Below are 19,335 nucleotides of genomic sequence, written 5' to 3' on the forward strand. Positions count from 1 at the left end.
TATGATTGAAATTCCTTATGAACCAAGCTCTTATTACATCTTTGACCGCGGTTATAACAACTTCAAAATGCTGTATAAAATTCATCAAATTGAAGCCTACTTTGTTGTCAGAGCAAAAAAGAATCTTCAATACAAATCCATCCAATGGAAACGTAGACTGCCTAAGAATGTGCTTTCAGACGCAAGTGTACTTCTGACAGGATTCTATCCTAAACAATATTACCCAAAGCCACTTAGACTGGTTAAATATTGGGATGAAGAACAAGAACGAGAATTTACATTCATAACCAATGCGATGCATATATCTGCGCTTCAAGTTGCTGAACTTTATAAAAATCGCTGGCAGGTAGAGCTGTTTTTCAAATGGCTCAAGCAGCACCTTAAAATCAAAAGATTTTGGGGAACTACAGAGAATGCTGTTCGAATACAGATATATGCTGCTATATGCGCTTACTGTTTGGTGGCAATCATTCAACACGATATGCAACTGGACAGAAGTACATATGAAGTGTTACAAATACTGAGCATCTCATTGACTGATAAGACTCATCTGAGAGACCTCTTTGATAAAACTAAATTTCAAAATGACAAAGAACGATTCGGACCAAATGGGCCAAGTTTATTTAATTTTTAATTCGTCCCAATTTTAATGGGACACTAATGATATGAATTGATGCAAAAGTAGCTGCTTTTTGAATGTGATGTTGTGCTTATTTTTGCAAGATGTTTGTTTATATTTGCAGAAATGTATGAAAGAAAAGAGACTTTTATAAAAAGAATTGAGAAGTAGTGTTTCTTTGGGAGACAGATTGAGTATAATAATTAATTCGTTCGTATATATTGGAAAAACGGATAAACATGAATTTAAATAGAATGAAGAAAAGTATCTTGCTTTTACTGTTGGTAATACCGACACTGACAAAGGCACAGAATGTGATGACAGAAACCCGCCGGGAACTGACTTCCCCAGACGGAGCGTATCGGTTCACCTTTTACCAGCGTTCGTTCGGAGAGGATAATGCACGGATGTATTATACGCTGATATATAAGAATCGTCCTGTAGTGGAGGAGGGTGAACTCGGTGTACAGATAGAGAATCAATTGTTTGAATCGGCATTGGGAGTACCGAACGATACTTGCCATTTTTGGTGCGAGAATCTGAAATTAACGGATACTGATCATCGGAAAAACGATGCAACATGGAAACCTGTATATGGAGAACGTGCCGAAGTTCGGGACTGTTATAATGAAATGACTTTAAAGTTTCGTAAAGGTGAGGGACAAGGGATGACTGAAGGCGGTTACGACAAACGTAAAAACTACTTTATGAATATTATCGTCCGTGCCTATAACGAAGGAGTGGCATTCCGTTATCATTTTCCGGAAACGACCAATGGGCTATTTTTACATATTACAGGTGAACGGACAAGTTTCACAATGCCTGAAGGTACAATGGCTTACTATGAACGTTGGGCACAAGGTCCTTATGAGCTTCGTCCCCTGTCAGGGTGGGGAAAAGAGGAAAGTGAACGCCCTTTGACTATGAAACTGCCAGATGGATTGACTGTTGCATTACTGGAAGCGGAGATGGTGGATTATGCTCGTGGAAAATTCCGTTTGTCTGCAGAGAAGCCTTCAACACTGGAAACTAGCTTGTATAGCAGCGTTGACATTATTTCTCCCTACAGTACCCCTTGGCGTGTCATTATGGCTGCCGAACGTCCGGTCGATTTGATCAATCATAATGATTTGGCTTTGAATTTAAATACTCCTTGTCGGATATCAGATATTTCTTGGATTAAGCCTGGGAAAGTATTCCGTTCTGGAGACTTAAAACAGGAGAAAGTAAAAGCAGCCATTGATTTTGCAGCGGAACGTGGCATTCAATATGTACATATGGATGCAGGATGGTATGGCCCGGAAATGAAAATGAGTTCGGATGCTACTACGGTTTCTCCGGATAAAGATCTTGATATTTCTGCTTTATGTAAATATGCAGAATCTAGAGGCATTGGATTAATGGTCTATGTCAATCAACGTGCTTTGGTTCAACAGCTAGATTCTTTATTGCCATTGTATAAAAAATGGGGATTGAAAGGAATTAAATTCGGTTTTGTACAGATAGGTAATCAGCATTGGAGTACGTGGTTACATGATGCAGTCCGTAAATGTGCGGAATATGAAATGATGGTGGATATTCATGATGAATATCGTCCAACCGGTTTCAGTCGTACCTATCCCAATTTGATGACGCAAGAAGGTATCCGTGGAAATGAAGAGATGCCGGATGCGACACACAATACCATTCTCCCTTATACTCGTTTTCTGGCAGGCGCAGGAGATTATACACTCTGTTATTTTAATAGTCGCGTGAAAAACACCAAAGCACATCAATTGGCAATGGCAGCCGTATATTACAGTCCTTTGCAATTTATGTTTTGGTATGATAATCCTGCTATGTATAAAGGTGAGGAGGAACTGGAGTTCTGGAAAGCCATCCCGACTGTTTGGGATGAAAGTCGTGCATTAGATGGAGAAATAGGTGAATATATTGTGCAGGCTCGTCGTTCCGGAAAAGAATGGTTTGTGGGAGCAATGACAAATACAGAAGCGCGTACCATTACGTTAACCACGGATTTTTTGAAACCGGGAACGAAGTATATAGTCAACTTGTATGAAGATGACGACAAGTTGAATACACGTACAAAGGTTCGTACTACTCATAAGAAGATAAAAGCCGGAGATAAGCTAACTTTGAAGTTAAAGTCCTCCGGTGGTGCTGCACTGCATTTTACTCTTGCTGAGTAGAGTTGTGTCTGCGATAGGCCTCTATCGCAGACTTAACCGAACCGTGTAGCAACAGAAGTGCCTCAGCCTTTTCGTAGTCCAGATGGAGTTCTTCAATGATCATGCGCGTTCCCCGATCAATGAGTTTTTGGTTACTCAATTGCATATTGACCATTTTATTTCCTTGCACGCGTCCCAGTTCAATCATGATAGTAGTGCTGATCATATTCAGAATCATCTTTTGAGCAGTACCCGATTTCATCCGAGAACTTCCTGTCACATACTCCGGACCGACAATCACTTCTATCGGTACATCAGCTTCGGTAGCCATCGGCGAATTTGGATTACTGGTAATGCAGCCGGTCAGTATTCCGTGTTCCCGTGCTGTGCGCATGGCTCCGATCACATAAGGAGTGGTGCCGGATGCTGCAATTCCGATGACTGTATCTTCACTATTGATATGATGCTGCAATAACTCTTCCCATCCGCGGGACATATCATCTTCCGCATTCTCGACGGGATTGCGCAAGGCGGTATCTCCTCCGGCGATTAGTCCGATAACTACGGTGGGAGGCATACCGAAAGTCGGAGGTATTTCGGAAGCGTCGAGTACACCTAAACGTCCGCTTGTTCCGGCCCCCATATAGAATATTCTCCCACCTTTTTTTACTCGGGGAATAATTAATGTGACCAGTTTCTCTATTTGTGGGATTGCTTTCTGCACGGCATCCGCTACTTTATGGTCTTCAGTATTGATATCTTCCAGAATCTCTTTTACCGACTTCTTGTCGAGGTCATCATAGAGCGATGGTTGCTCTGTTATCTTGATAAATTCCATGATTGATCATTTAAAGCACTAATTCTTTGAACAAACGCTCCAAGGTAGCATCCAAATCCTCGGAAAATCCGGGATGCGGGCGGGATACTTGTATACATGAGCTTTTTACAGCGGTCAGCCACCGGAAACGATCGGGGACATCCATGCTTGCTATCATTCCCCCTTCCTTACTACCCGAACAAATCCTGTCGAAGACATGCAGTCCTTCTTTCAGACAATTCATATCCAGTTCGGAAGAAAACAGTTTCAGTTTATTCTCATCTATCGTATAAAGTGATTTGAGGTATTTGCATCGTTTGGAGAACAGTACAATACCTACATTGATAAATTCTTCACGTTCTACTTTGGGAACGAAACGAATGGTTGCGTATTCATATAAGTGCCTTTCTTGCATGTTGCGCTTCATTTACAAATAGTTCGGAATGCTTGATCCTTTCCTCTAAAAATTGAATATAAATATCTCTCAGGTCTTGTGGAGTTTCCTGTCCTTCCGTCCAGTTCAACCAGTCGTCGGGGACGGTATTGACTATTTCCCATATCTTATCGGAGGTTAGTAACTGTCTGAATGCCATATCTGTTTCTTTCAGTTGGTCGGCAAATGGCAATAAAACATGATCTTTTATCTGCACGAATGGGGTGAGTGCCTGTTTCTGCCAGTTGGTCCAGCTATGTTGGAAGTAAAGGGAAGCTCCATGATCGATCAGCCATAATTCTTTATGCCACATCAGCATATTGGTATTCTTGATGGTACGGTCCACATTTGTCAGAAAAGCATCCATCCACACAATCTGTGAGGCGGTTTTACCATCCACTTGATGTACGACAGGATCGAAGGTCAACGCTCCGGACAAGAAATGCAAACCGATATTCAATCCACGGCTCCATTGCAGTAAATCCTGTATCTCTTCATCTGCTTCCGTTCGGCCGAAAGCTTCATCTAAATTCAGGAAGATGATCTCCGGTACTCTGAAGCCCAGAGTACGGGCTATTTCTCCTCCGATCAATTCAGCGATAAGGGCTTTGGTTCCGTGGCCTGCTCCTCTGAATTTTACGACATATTTGAACTCATCGTCAGCTTCAGCCAAAGCCGGCAATGATCCGCCTTCCCGCAGGGGAAGAATATATCTAGTTACGTTTGCTGTACGTAAATCCATATCACTCCTTTCTTAATTGAGAATAAAGATACGACGTTTTTGTGAAATTGTCGATGAAAGAGTTCCTATAATAATAGTTTTTTTATATTTTTCGGTTGAGTATACTTTGGTTTCGTTACGTATTACATAAAATAACGATAAATGAATGGAACATGAAACTACTTCGATTTTTAGTATTTGGAATATTAGTGTTTATGTTATGGCCGGAATGTATAGCGGCGGAATGGCAGTGGTCTGTACAAATACCCGGCATTATTTCTAACGAAACTGATGATCATCCACAGGCATTTCTGTGGATACCTTCCGATTGTGCCCAGGTAAGAGGTGTGATGATAGGTACTCACAATATGACAGAGGAAACCCTGTTTGAGAATCTTCTGTTTCGGGAGAAAATGTCCGAAATGGGTATGGGCTTGATCTGGATTACTCCGGGCTGGGACCAGAAATGGGATGTATCTGCCGGAAGTCAGAGGGCATTTGAGCAGATGTTGGAGGACTTTGCCGCTATCAGCGGTTACAATGAATTAAAATACGTTCCGATTGTTCCTTTCGGACATTCGGCGATGGCAACTTATCCTTGGAATTTTGCAGCATGGAATCCCGAACGGACATTGGCTGTCATTTCCTTTCATGGAGACGCACCGCGTACTAATCTTACCGGATATGGCCGTGATAACATGGAGTGGGGGAAACGTACTATTGACGGCATTCCCGGCTTGATGATCGAAGGAGAATATGAATGGTGGGAAGATCGCGTAAATCCGGCATTGGCGTTTCGCCTGATGTATCCCCGGAGTTGCATCTCGTTTCTTTGTGATACTGGGCGCGGACATTTTGATATTGCAGACCGTACGGCAGTATACCTTGCATTGTTTCTGAAGAAAGCCATGGAGTACCGATTGCCGGAAACGTATGATGTAGATAAGCCCGTGATGCTGAAGAAATTGAATCCGGAAAACGGATGGCTTGCCGAGCGTTGGCATCCTGACCAAAAGAGACGTGCTAAAGCAGCTCCCTTCAAACAATACAAAGGCGATCCGCATGATGCCTTCTGGTATTTCGATAAAGAGATGGTTGACATGACAGAAGAACGTTATCGTCAGGAAAGAGGGAAAAAACCGCAATATCTTGGTTTTGTACAAGAGAACAGCCTTCTTGCATATCACCCGAAGTCTCATGTGAAAGTTGCCGCCCGTTTCCTGCCGGAGGAAGATGGACTTACTTTTCATCTGAAAGCTGTATTTACGGATAGTCTGCATACAACCATCTCCGACGAACATTCATCGACCTTTCCCGAAATAACCCGCATCTGCGGACCGGTACAGAAGGTGAATGATACTACTTTTACTGTTCGTTTCTACCGCATGGGAATGTATAATAAGCGTCGCACAGGAGACATCTGCCTCTTGGCGAGTCATGACGGTGATAATCAATATAAAAGTACAGTGCAGGAACTTAGTTTCCGGATTCCTTACCGTAACACGGAGGGGAAACGACAGTATATACTTTTCCCAGGCATTGGGGATGTGAAGGCAGGGGTGGAGTCCGTCACTCTTCGGGCTACTTCCGATTGCGGACTGCCTGTATATTATTATGTGAAAGAAGGCCCTGCGGAAATCGACGGAAACAAACTTGTATTTACTCCGATACCTCCTCGCAGTAAATATCCGTTGAAGGTGACAGTAGTTGCCTGGCAATATGGGCTGGCGGGAAAGGTACAGACAGCAGAGCCGATAGAACGAAGTTTCTTTATTTATCAATAATATGGAATAAAACGAAAGCTTACGGAACGATCAATCAGAATTAATTTCATTGTATTGAGTGTTGAACAGCGCTTATTCGTATCTTATTGAAAAGGATACAAAGAATGATTATGAATAAGAAAAATCTAGTTGTAATAGCATGGTTGGCAGTGTCGACTATGATGTCCGCCCAGTCTGTATACCCCGGTCAGCATCAGGGAAAAATGAAAAAAGAGACAGTGGCTCCAATTCGGGTACAGAGTTTTGATTTAAAGGATGTCCGCCTCTTAGCGAGTCGTTTTCGTGATAATATGTTGCGGGATTCGGCATGGATGACTTCTCTTGATGTGAATCGTCTGTTACATAGCTTCCGGACCAATGCCGGTGTCTTTGCAGGTCGTGAAGGCGGCTATATGACTGTAAAAAAACTCGGTGGCTGGGAATCTCTGGACTGCGAACTTCGCGGACATACTACCGGACATTTGCTTTCAGCTTACGCATTGATGTACGCTGCTACCGGAAGTGAGATTTTCAAACTTAAAGGAGATAGCCTTGTAAATGGATTGACCGAAGTGCAGAATGCACTTAAAGGAGGATATTTGAGCGCATATCCCGAAGAACTGATCAACCGCAATATTCAGGGAAAGAGTGTCTGGGCACCTTGGTATACCTTGCATAAACTTTATTCCGGTCTGATAGACCAATACTTATATGCAGATAATCAGCAGGCTTTGAGTGTGGTGACCAAAATGGGCGACTGGGCTTATAACAAACTGAAACCGCTTAGTGAAGAGACACGCCGGTTAATGATACGTAATGAGTTCGGGGGAATCAACGAATCATTTTATAATTTATATGCCATCACAGGCGACGAGCGTTATCGTTGGTTGGCGGAATATTTCTATCATAATGACGTGATCGACCCACTGAAAGAACTTCGGGATGATTTGGGAACCAAACATACAAATACATTTATCCCGAAAGTAATTGCAGAAGCTCGCAACTATGAATTGACACAGAATGAGACGAGTAAAAAACTTTCAGAGTTTTTCTGGCATACCATGATTGACCATCACACCTTTGCTCCGGGATGCAGCAGTGATAAAGAGCATTTTTTCGACCCGAAGAAATGCTCTAAACACTTGACTGGTTATACCGGTGAAACATGTTGCACCTACAATATGTTGAAACTTAGTCGCCATCTTTTCTGCTGGACCGGTGATTCTTCTATTGCCGATTACTACGAGAGAGCATTATACAATCATATCCTTGGACAGCAAGACCCGGAAACAGGGATGGTAACTTATTTCCTTCCGTTACTTTCCGGCTCTCATAAACTGTATAGCACCAAAGAAAATTCTTTCTGGTGTTGTGTAGGCAGTGGATTTGAGAATCATGCCAAATATGGAGAAGCCATCTATTACCATAATGATAAAGGCATCTATGTGAATCTGTTTATTCCTTCCCAAGTGACTTGGAAAGAAAAAGGACTGACGCTTCTTCAGGAAACCGATTTTCCGAAGGAAGAGACTACTCGGCTCACTCTTCGTGCAGAAAAGCCAAGGCATACTACTATTTATTTGAGATATCCCTCATGGAGTAAAAATGTGAAAGTACTTGTGAATGGTAAAAAGGTGTCAGTGAAACAGAAACCGGGTTCTTATATTGCTATTACCCGTGAATGGAAAGATGGTGACCGTATTGCGGCCACTTATCCCATGCAGATCGAACTGGAAGCTACTCCCGATAATCCGAATAAAGTAGCTTTGCTGTATGGACCGTTAGTACTTGCCGGAGAACGGGGAACGGAAGGAATGCAGGCACCTGCTCCCTTCTCTGATCCTGCTCTTTACAACGATTATTATACTTATAATTTTCATGTTCCTGCCGATCTGCGTACATCATTGAAAATAGACGTGAAACACCCCGAACGAACATTGCACCGTGTGGGAAAAGACTTGAAATTTACTACGGAGCAAGGAGATGTGATCCGTCCGCTTTATGATTTGCATCACCAGTGTTATGTAGTGTATTGGGATTTACAAGATTGATTTAATTTAATGAACAGGCACGAATAAATTATTCGGGTGCATTGAGTAAATACTTCCGCCTCTTCGTATTTGTCTATTAGCATCAGCAAATACGGAGAGGCGACTTTTTAGATAAGGAACCGCTCTCTTTTGGAGATTTTTGTGTATGTTTGTCACATGTTTAATATGATAAAGCCCGTTGGCAGGTGAAAAGCACGATTAAATATTTGGTTCTTATAATAATGTGTTGGGTTTGCGGGGAAAACTTGCAGGCACAACCCTATATGTTTCGTAATGTCGTTATGTCCGACGGCCTTTCCGGTTTGTTGGTGAATGCTATTTATAAAGACTCGGAAGGTTTCATCTGGTTGGGGACAGACAACGGCCTCGACCGTTTTGACGGTGTGAAGGTGAAGCATTTCGAATTCCGCGGAGTAGATTCGGGAAGAAAGAAACGGGTGAACTGTATTACAGAAACCGATAACAAGCAACTATGGATCGGAAATGGAATCGGACTCTGGCGGCTGAATCGCTCCGGTAGTGAATTGCAGAGAATCGTTCCCGAGAAGATCGACTGTGCCGTCAATGCTTTGTTGGCAGATGGAGATGTACTTTATATAGGTACGGAGAGAGGACTGTTTATTCAGAAAGACGGTCAGTTGCTTCAGGTACAGACCGATAAAAATATGCTGGCAGCCTGTAACCGGATCATGGACCTCTGCCTGAATGAAGATAAGAGTGTCCTTTGGTTGGCAACAGTGCAAGGGTTATTTTCTTATTCGCTGAAAGATGGTCAGATCAATTCCTGGCATTTCAGAGAGAATGTTCCCGAAGCCGATTATTTCCGTTGTCTGACCCGCATAGGTGAAACGCTGTATCTGGGTACAATGAGTCAGGGAGTCGTCTGTTTCGATATCCCGAAACAGACATTTGCCCATACGGTTTCTTTGGGATGTGATGTGATATCTGATATTTCCGGTGATGGAAAGGAGACGGTGTACATCGCTACAGATGGAAATGGGGTTCATTTCCTTTCTCACAAAGACCGGAAAGTGGTTCGCCGCTTTTTCCATGATGTGAATGATAAAGAAGGGATTCGCAGTAATTCTATCTACTCACTACTGGTGGATGACAGGGGTGCAGTCTGGGTAGGACATTTCCAAGCCGGATTGGATTATTCACTGTATCAAAACGGACTGTTCCGTACGTACGCTTATCCTCCTCAGTTTAACTCTGCCAATTTATCAATTCGTTCGTTCGTAAACCGGGGACCGGAGAAAGTGATTGGTTCGCGTGACGGATTGTTCTATATTAACGAAGCTACCGGCATAGTGAAAAGTTTCGTGAAACCGGTTCTTACGTCCGATCTGATCCTTACCATTTGCTTCTATGAAGGTGAATATTATATCGGTACGTATGGCGGTGGTATGATGGTATTAAATCCGCAGACGTTATCTCTCAAATACTTTACACAAGGTGATACGGAACTCTTCCAGAAAGGACATATCTTCTGTGTAAAACCGGATAACAGGGGAAATCTTTGGATTGGCACCTCGCAGGGACTATTCTGTTACAACGGGCAGACAAAGCAAATCAAAAACTTCACCAGCACCAACTCTCAGTTGCCCGAAGGAAATGTGTATGAAGTAAGTTTTGACTCTACCGGAAAAGGATGGATTGCTACAGAAACCGGTATGTGCATCTATGATCCGGCCTCACAAAGCCTTCGTTCCAATGTATTTCCGGAAGGATTTGTACACAAAGATAAAGTACGTACTATTTATGAAGATGCAGAACATAACCTTTACTTTATCCGTGAGAAAGGCAGCCTGTTTACTTCTACCTTAACGATGGACCATTTCCGCAATCAATCAGTACTTTCTACGCTTCCCGATAACTCGCTGATGTCAATAACAGAAGATAATCAAGGCTGGCTGTGGGTAGGTTGCAACGATGGATTGTTGCGTATTAAGGAAGAAGGAGAAGAGTATGACTCCTTCACCTTCAATGACGGAGTGCCGGGACCGACTTTCACTAACGGAGCGGCTTATAAAGATGAAAGAGGACTGTTGTGGTTTGGCAATACCAAGGGGTTGATCTATGTAGATCCGAAACAGGTAGATGAGGTACGTGGAAAGGTCCGTCCGATTGTCTTTACGGATATTCTGGCTAATGGAGTTTCTATCAATAAATCGTCTTTGAAGTATAATCAGAACAATCTTACTTTTTGTTTTACCGATTTTGCATATGGATTACCTTCTGCCTTGTTATATGAGTATAAACTGGAGGGAGCGGACAGTGACTGGAAGTTGCTGACAGCACAGAGTGAAGTATCGTATTATGGGCTTTCTTCCGGGACATACACATTCTGTGTACGTATTCCGGGCAATGAACAATCAATGGCCATTTATAAGGTGACTGTGCAGCCGATGATTCCTTGGTGGGGATGGGTGATTCTCGCTATATCGATTATTCTGATCGTTGTTCTGGTGAGATATTATGTGCGGAAATCTGCTCCATTGGTCACGGAAGTACACGAGATCTCATCCGAAGAAGAAGAGGAAGAAGAAAAGACGGCGGAACCACATCCTGCAGAAGAAAAATATAAGGCCAACCGTATGAGCGAAGCCGAATGTAAAGAACTTCATGACAGGCTTGTTGCTTATGTGGAGAAAGAAAAACCTTATATTAATCCCGACTTGAAAATGGGAGAACTTGCCGCCGCATTGCATACTTCTTCCCATTCCTTGTCCTATCTGCTCAATCAATATCTTAATCAGTCATACTATGACTTTATAAATGAGTATCGGGTTGCCCAGTTCAAGAAAATGGTAGAGGATAGTGATTACTCCCGTTATACATTGACAGCATTGGCCGAACTATGCGGCTTCAGTTCACGTGCTTCTTTCTTCCGTTCATTCAAGAAAAGTACCGGAGTTACTCCGAACGAGTATATTCGCAGTATCGGAGGAACGGCTAAAGATGAATAGTAAATGTGCTCCCTTCATTAAGATATTATGCAGGTAAGATTAATGTATTCGGTCAGTAACAAGAGATCGTTTCACGTATGTGATTCCATCGGTTCATGTACGTGATTCATCGGGCTTACGTACATGAGCTGAACGGTTCACGTACGTGAAATGAATACATGAAAGCACCTGAATATATTAGTCAAGCCTTGTTTGTATGTTAAGCTTCCCAGCCTTTGTCTTAATACATGCAGCTTACATAGAACAATATTGGGCGTAAACAACGTACATTCATGGCAAAAATGGTGTTTTTAACATTGGTAGACGTTACCCTTGAATAGTCTGTCTAACACCTGATAATCAATTGAATAAATAGATCGCTTGTCAAAAACAGGTGATAATAGAAATCAAGAACTATTCTATTATCACCTTATTATCACCATCTATTATCACCCTTACTGCTTTAATTATAAGACACTTGTCCTGCCAAGGTGATAAGTGACAATAACCAAAGGCTTTTTATTTCCCAGGTTACTTTGCTCAAATTGATGAGATGTGAACCATCGGTCTGCTTATTATGCCCAAACGGAGTCTCATTTTATAAAGTGAGACTCCGTTTAAAAAGTGTGTAAGTGATTGTAATTCATTTGCTTAAATAAAATAAAGTCTACCTAGATGCGTTGAGATTCATCTCCCTTGTTTTTTGAAATCATTCTCCGGAATTGCCTTTATATTTGCATCGTGTTCAAAACCGAAAAAGATAGTATTATGGAGACAACAGCTTACACTTCCGACAACATTATCACCCGTTCTTACGAGGAATATCATCAGGTAATCTTAAACTATATTACCTATCGGATTGCTCACCGTTATGAAGCGGAGGATTTAACTCAAGATGTATTTGTGCGTCTGATGGATTACAAACAGATGCTCCGTCCGGATACAGTAAAATACTTCCTTTTTACGATCGCACGCAATTTAGTGACCGACTATATCCGTCGTTATTATAAAAAGCAGGAGATAGATAGTTACCTCTATGATTTTACTGTCACTTCTTCCAATGATACTGAAGAGAAAATCATTGCTGATGATTTGATGGCGATGGAACGGACACGGTTGGCAGCCATGCCCGAACAGCGACGGCTGATCTATACGTTAAATCGTTTTGAGGATAAATCTTCTCCGGAGATAGCCTCCGAATTAGAATTGAGTTGCCGTACAGTGGAAAACCATCTTTTTCTCGGACGCCGTGATATGCGTGACTTCTTCCGAAACTGTATATAAAATTATTCATATAATAAACAACCTTTGGTGCTTATGGAAAAGGAATCAATACTGAGTGAGAGGTATCTTTATGCCTCAACAAATTTTAGAGAACAAGAATTTAATACTATTTTTAAACCTCAAATTTAATGTTATGAAACGAAGAGGATTAATTTTTAATTCGCAACCTAATAAGGCGGTCATAGTTGCTTTAGGACTGATGTTGATGCTGTGTCCGGCTTCCCGGACATGGGCTTATGCAAATGTTAATGATAGCAGGACTATAGCACAGTCTCAAAAACAAGTCAAAGGTCAGGTTGTAGATGCGACGGGAGAACCTGTTATTGGTGCAAGTATACTCGAGAAGGGAACTACGAATGGGGTAATTTCTGATATTGATGGGAATTTCTCTTTAAATGTAAGTTCTCCGAATGCTGTGATTGTTATTTCGTATATTGGTTTTAAATCAATGGAACTTCCGGCTTCCGATCCTAAATTGCGGAAGATTATAATGAAAGAAGACACTGAAGTACTGGACGAAGTGGTGGTTGTAGGATATGGTACTCAGAAAAAGGAATCTTTAACAGGTGCTGTAACCGTTGTAGGAGCCAAACAACTGGAAAATAAAGGTACGATGTCAAGCCCGTTGCAGGCAATGCAGGGCACTGTGCCCGGAGTACTTATCACTCGTAATTCCGGAGCTCCTGGAGATGAGAGTTGGGGTATGAAACTTCGTGGAGCGTCTTCATCCAACTCTACTGATCCACTCATTATTGTAGATGGTGTGGAATATAGTGACGGTATCAACGGTATGCGTAATTTGAATCCGGATGACATTGAATCTATCAACTTCCTGAAAGATGCTTCGGCTGCTATATATGGATCGAAAGCAGCGGGAGGTGTTGTATTGATTACAACGAAGAAGGCAAAAGCGGGTAAAACTGTTGTCCAGTATAATGGTTCTTTTACTGGAAAAGTGGTAGGGCTTCAACCGGAATTGATGTCGTTGGATCAATGGGCGGATGCAGTGATTACTGCTCAGACTAATGATGGCTATTCTGATTCAAACTGGATTCGCTATGCCAGACTAGCCAAATTGTATAAGAACCAGTACATTGATTTGAGTCATAGTGCACACCCGATTCCCGAAGGATTCAAGGATGTGGAAGACTTTGTCTTTATGGATAATGACTGGCAGGATATTTTATGGGGAAATTCATGGTCTACACAACATGACCTCAGTGTCTCGGGAGGTACAGAGAAAAACTTGTTTCGTTTGTCACTGGGATATATGTATGACAACAGTACCTTGAAATGGGGAAATAATAACAATCAACGTTACAATATGCGTTTGAACAACCAATTTAAGCTATCGGATGCTGTGATGTTGACATCTAGTATCGGTTATAACCGTCAGGATCAAGTATCTCCCAGTATGATAGGGAAAGTTCTTTCCCAGTCTTCCCCACAACCGGGTTTGCCTGCTTCTACTATCGACGGACGTCCCTATGGATGGGGAACGTGGCGTGCATTGAACTGGTGGGCTGAGGAAGGTGGAGACAATAAACTGAAGGTTTCGGCTATCAATATCAGCGAATCGTTGAACTGGAAGATATATTCGGATCTGGATGCCGTTGTCAATGTGGGCTATAACACTTCAACCGCTACACGTGAGAAAGTAGAGAAATCTATTGATTGGTATAATTATGCAGGCACTAAATTGTTGGCGACAGAACCTACTCAGGAAAAGAGTAAATACTCTGATTCTTTTTCAAGAACAGACTACTATATGGTTTCCGGTTACCTGAATTGGCACAAAACATTGGCGGAAGTACATAATCTGAGTGCAATGGCTGGTACACAGTATAATTACACACAGTATAAATATACTTTTGTATCTGTAAAAGATATCAATCCGTCTTTAGAGATACCAAATGGTGCCGGAGAAGTTCTGATAAAAGATGGAGACAGTAAGCCTGCAAAATGGCATGAGGCAATGATGTCCTATTTCGGACGTTTGAACTATGATTATAAACAACGTTATTTGGTGGAAGGCAATCTGCGATATGACGGTTCTTCAAAGTTCCGTCCCGAAAATCGCTGGCAATTCTTTTGGGGAGTATCTGGAGGATGGCGTTTGAGTGAGGAAAGCTTCATGCAGCCGTTATCTTCTTTGGTCAGTAACTTAAAGCTGAGACTGTCTTATGGTGTATTGGGCAATCAAAGTGGCGTAGATCGTTACGATGGTACTCAGTTGTATAATTTTTCTTCGTCTAGCGGAGCATATATTGGCTCTGGAAAAGTTTCGACTATTGATACGAATGGGAAGATTGTAACTACAGACCGTACTTGGGAACGTATTCATAGTTATAACTTGGGGCTGGACTTCGGATTCTTCAATAACCGACTGACTGGTACTGTAGAGTTATTTATGAAGAAAAATAATAATATGTTGATTGATGCCCAGTATCCGGGTGTGTTGGGAGATAATGCCCCAACGATGAATCTTGGAAAGTTTGAGGCTAAAGGATGGGAAGGAAACATGACGTGGTCGGACAAAATAGGACCTGTACAATATCATATTGGAGGGACTATAACTTATACTACTAATAAATTGATTGATTTGGGAGCAACTTCCGTTCTGAAATCAGGTTTTGTTGGTAAGCAGCAAGGTTACCCGTTGAACTCATATTTTGGATTACGCTATGTCGGTAAAATTCAGACCCAAGAAGAACTGGAAAAATACAAATATTACTATTTGGATGGCAATGGAATTGGAATGCAGGATAATCTTCGTCTGGGAGACCACATGTTCGAAGATGTGAACGGTGATGGCAAACTGGATCAGAATGATTATGTATATTTAGGGACGGATGATCCGAAACTTTCTTATTCAATCAACATCGGATTGGAATGGAAGGGCTTTGATCTCTCTGCTATTTTTCAGGGAGTGGGGCGCAGAACAGTTTTCCGTGGTGGTGAAGGAAATGAAACATGGCGGGTACCGATGAGTGCTATTTACTTGAATACTACAACCCAGTCCATCGGTAATACATGGAACCCGGAGAACAGAAATGCCTATTATCCCTCTTATACAAGCATTGGTTCTATAAATAATTATAATTATCAGTGTTCTTCTTGGTCTGTAGAGAATGGAGCCTATCTCCGTTTAAAGAATCTGACTTTGGGATATACGTTACCTGCTTCATGGTTGGCCAAAACAAATGCGATCAGTAAACTACGGATATACTTTACAGGAGCTGATTTATGGGAACATAGTAAGTTAAGAGACGGCTGGGATCCGGAAGCTTCACGTAAAACTAAAGATTTAGGACGTTATCCTTTTAACAGAACTTTCACGGTAGGTGTTAATGCAACTTTTTAAATAGAATAGTATGAAACGATCAAAAATAACAATTCTCCTTGCCATAGTGTTAGGAATGACATTCCACTCTTGTTTGGATCTGGAACCTCAGGATCAGTTGGGTGGTAAGAATATGTGGACTTCTGTCAATGATTATAAGCAGTTTGCCAATACCTTTTATAGTTGGACGCGTGATTTTTCTTCTGTCGTATATGATGGAACACATAGTGACAAACGTTCGGATTTGATTACTTATCAGAGCTACAATGAATTTAGCCGAGGAATAAATTCAATTCCGTCTTCGGACGCCAACTATACGGATAACTACAAGCATATCCGGCGCACGAACTTATTGTTGCAGAATGCTGAAGCTTATGCTAAGCCGGAAGATATAAAGCAATATATAGGAGAGGCTTATTTTTTCCGTGCTTATAGTTATTTTGACTTACTTCAATTGTATGGAGACGTTATCATCACCAAGAAGCCGTTGGACATTACAGACCCTGAGATGAAAGTAAAACGGAATGACCGCAGCGAAGTAGTCGATCTTATTATCGATGATCTTAATCATGCCGTTGAAAATTTACCGGCTTTTAAAGAACTTACGACCGAAGAGGAAGGACGAATTTCTAAAGAAGGTGCACAGGCTTTCCTTTCAAGAGTGGCTCTTTATGAAGGAACATGGCAGAAGTCGCGTAATGGTAATCAGAATACGCAACGTTCCGCTAATCTGTTGGACATAGCTGCCAAAGCAGCACGGACTGTGATTGATGCTAAATATGGATACACATTCCGATTGTTTGGAACAGACAGTGAGACAAAAATACTGGGTGACAGTGCGCAGAAGTATATGTTCATTTTGGAAAATGAGAAGTCAAATCCGGCAGGTATTAAAAAGTCTTCTAATCATGAGTATATTTTTGCTCGTCGTCATGATCAGGTATTGGCCTCAATCGGTAAGAATATAACGCAAGAATGTCTGGCAAATGTGCAATGGGTCACTCGTAAGTTTGCCAATCTTTATTTGTGTGATGATGGATTGCCTATTGAGAAATCGGGGCGCTTCCAGAAGTATGATAAAAAGGTCTCTGAATTTTTGAATCGCGATAATCGTATGCGTTATACGTTGCTGAAACCGGGTACCCGCTATTGGGGGAATAAATTCGGCCGAACTTCGTGGCAGTGGGATGAGACGGATCTTAAAACATCCAAAGTTTATGATCCAGCTTCCGGTACATGTTATGGCAACCAAAAATGGAGTGCTGAACGTGTGGTACCCGATACGCAAGAGGGATATGATTTCCCGCTTATCCGTTATGCGGAAGTCTTGTTGAATTATGCAGAAGCCATATATGAGAGAGATGATAAAATTGAAAATGAAGACTTGAATATTTCCTTGAATCTGGTTCGTCAACGTGTAAATACCAATATGCCGGCATTGACTAACGAGCTTACACAGGCACATGGGTTGGATATGAGAACGGAAATACGGAGGGAACGTACTGTCGAACTCTTTAATGAAGGATTTCGCATTGATGATTTGAAACGTTGGAAAACAGCAGAGAACGAGATGCCGCAGACTATGTTGGGAATTAAATGGAAGGGGACTGAATATGAGTCCTGGAATACAACCTTTAGTTTGAATGATGAAGGATGTGTTGTTGTAGAGACTGGGCGTCAGTGGGCGGATAAGAATTACTTGTACCCATTGCCTTCTGATCAGTTACAGTTAAATCCGACTTTGGGACAAAATCCGGGTTGGGGAGAATAATGGAATATGAATAATAAAAAAGAAAAAATATGAAACATATAGCTTTCTTATCAGTAAAATGGATGTCAGTAGGTCTTGGGATGCTAAGCTTATTACTGTCAGTAGCTTCATGTGGCGATAAGGAATATGGTGATGCTATGAATGAGGCGCAACTAATGAATGATATAGAGGTAAATGTAGGTTCATCACTACCTTTAGCTGTAGGAATGGATTTTGTTTTAGATTATAAGCCGGTTCCGGAGAATGTGACGAATCCGGAGATTACTTTAACATCATCGGACGAAAATGTGGTGTCTGTTTCGCAGGACGGCAGGGTTACGGCTAAGATGATCGGAAAAGCATATATTAATTTGTCTCAGAGTACCGCCTTTGAGACTCTCAAAACAATAGAAGTCCAAGTAATGCCGGTGGCTACAGCTATAGAGCTTGAAAACGTGGAACTGTTTGAAGGAACAAATAAGAAAGTGATTGTCAATGTGACTCCTTCAGACGGATATAATGTGTTTGATTGGAAAAGTGATAATGAAGAAGTTGCAACGGTAGCGGACGATGGTACGATAACGGGGAAAAAGCCTGGAACAGCTAATATTTCAGTTTCAAGTCAAGATGGTAGTCAATTGACTGCTACGGCTGTAGTAACAGTAAAAGAAGTGATTCCTATTGATAAAATCACATTAAGTGAACCGGGATATGATATGATGATAGGAGATAAGACTCTGATAAATTGTCTTTTGGAACCAATTGATGCATCGGTTGGATTATTAAGCTGGAGTACTACCAATGACAGAGTTGCCACAGTGGATGCTGATGGCTTGGTAACTGCTGTGGGTGCAGGTGAAGCCGAAATTATAGCTCAGGATCCATTGTCCGGACTATCAGCATCGATAGCTGTCAAAGTAGTTGGTGAAGGAGTAGTCTCATTGTCACTATCTTATGTTCGTAATCAGGATGAACTGAAAGCACTGGGATGGGGATTTGGACAAACGCCCGCTTCGGTCAATTTTGATGCTGAAGGTATGACTGTAAATATGTCTCTGCAATCGAACAGCAAATATAGGGCAGACTTAAAGATGGCTTCTAATGACCGTCCGGTTGTCTTGAATATAGGAACTTACCGCTATCTTGCCTTTAGAATGGATGTGCCGGGTAACGGAAGTCTTAAGTTGGATACGAACAAAGGTGATTATGGTAACAATCCGACCGGAGTTTTGGCTGAAGATTCGCAGGTTATATATTATGATTTGCAGGCTAAGCCCTATTTTCCAACGGATGCTCCATCGGATAAGTTGACGACTTTCCAGCTGAAGATAGCGGACGTTACTGTACAACCTTATTCTTATAAGGTATATTGGGTACGTACTTTCAAGACATTGGAAGATTTAAAAGTTTACGTAGAAAAAGAAAATAACAAATAAAT

The 19,335-nt window shown here is 41.7% G+C and carries 12 protein-coding genes; 9 read left to right on the forward strand and 3 right to left on the reverse strand.

Features of this window, described 5'->3' with window-relative positions; genetic code table 11:
- Position 1: 1 nt before the first annotated feature.
- The gene (locus BT_RS24815) at positions 2-634 is read left to right on the forward strand and encodes an IS4 family transposase (RefSeq protein ID WP_258171966.1); all 633 of its coding nucleotides are present in this window, start codon (positions 2-4) and stop codon (positions 632-634) included.
- Positions 635-858: 224 nt separating this feature from the next.
- A complete protein-coding gene (locus tag BT_RS00655) occupies positions 859-2,808 on the forward strand; it encodes a glycoside hydrolase family 97 protein (protein WP_008766740.1) in 1,950 nt (649 codons plus the stop codon).
- Here the strand turns inward: BT_RS00655 and murQ are convergent.
- From murQ to BT_RS00670, 3 genes are read right to left on the reverse strand one after another with little or no spacing between them, the layout of a single operon-like run.
- Positions 2,792-3,625, reverse strand: coding sequence for an N-acetylmuramic acid 6-phosphate etherase (gene murQ / locus BT_RS00660; protein WP_008760452.1), 834 nt, complete (start codon positions 3,623-3,625; stop codon positions 2,792-2,794). The genes BT_RS00655 and murQ overlap by 17 nt on opposite strands.
- Positions 3,626-3,635: 10 nt before the next feature.
- Positions 3,636-4,019, reverse strand: coding sequence for a DUF3037 domain-containing protein (locus tag BT_RS00665; protein WP_008760453.1), 384 nt, complete (start codon positions 4,017-4,019; stop codon positions 3,636-3,638).
- Positions 3,997-4,779 carry a HipA family kinase gene (locus BT_RS00670; protein ID WP_008766739.1) on the reverse strand — a complete coding sequence of 261 codons (783 nt, stop codon included), beginning with the start codon at positions 4,777-4,779 and terminating at the stop codon, positions 3,997-3,999. Before BT_RS00670 ends, BT_RS00665 begins: the two co-directional genes overlap by 23 nt.
- Before the next feature lie 152 nt (positions 4,780-4,931).
- On the opposite strand from BT_RS00670, the gene BT_RS00675 reads away from it, so the two are divergent.
- The 7 genes from BT_RS00675 to BT_RS00705 all read left to right on the forward strand — a co-directional run bounded on the left by BT_RS00675 (position 4,932) and on the right by BT_RS00705 (position 19,333).
- Complete coding sequence (locus tag BT_RS00675) at positions 4,932-6,542, forward strand: hypothetical protein (RefSeq protein WP_011107132.1); 1,611 nt, start codon at positions 4,932-4,934, stop codon at positions 6,540-6,542.
- Between the two features lie 110 nt (positions 6,543-6,652).
- Positions 6,653-8,572, forward strand: a complete 1,920-nt coding sequence (locus BT_RS00680) for a glycoside hydrolase family 127 protein (RefSeq protein ID WP_055229046.1) — start codon at positions 6,653-6,655, stop codon at positions 8,570-8,572.
- Positions 8,573-8,757: 185 nt separating this feature from the next.
- Positions 8,758-11,541, forward strand: coding sequence for a two-component regulator propeller domain-containing protein (locus tag BT_RS00685; RefSeq protein WP_162303145.1), 2,784 nt, complete (start codon positions 8,758-8,760; stop codon positions 11,539-11,541).
- A gap of 747 nt (positions 11,542-12,288) precedes the next feature.
- Positions 12,289-12,804 (forward strand): RNA polymerase sigma-70 factor, encoded by a 516-nt coding sequence (locus BT_RS00690; RefSeq protein ID WP_008766735.1) that lies wholly within the window; start codon positions 12,289-12,291, stop codon positions 12,802-12,804.
- Between the two features lie 133 nt (positions 12,805-12,937).
- Entirely contained in the window at positions 12,938-16,168 is a 3,231-nt protein-coding gene (locus BT_RS00695) for a SusC/RagA family TonB-linked outer membrane protein (protein WP_172461656.1), read from the forward strand.
- Between the two features lie 10 nt (positions 16,169-16,178).
- Entirely contained in the window at positions 16,179-17,918 is a 1,740-nt protein-coding gene (locus tag BT_RS00700; protein WP_008760460.1) for a RagB/SusD family nutrient uptake outer membrane protein, read from the forward strand.
- Between the two features lie 29 nt (positions 17,919-17,947).
- A complete protein-coding gene (locus tag BT_RS00705) occupies positions 17,948-19,333 on the forward strand; it encodes an Ig-like domain-containing protein (protein WP_008766733.1) in 1,386 nt (461 codons plus the stop codon).
- Positions 19,334-19,335 lie beyond the last annotated feature (2 nt).

Source organism: Bacteroides thetaiotaomicron VPI-5482 (assembly GCF_000011065.1).
GTDB classification, from domain to species: Bacteria; Bacteroidota; Bacteroidia; order Bacteroidales; family Bacteroidaceae; genus Bacteroides; species Bacteroides thetaiotaomicron.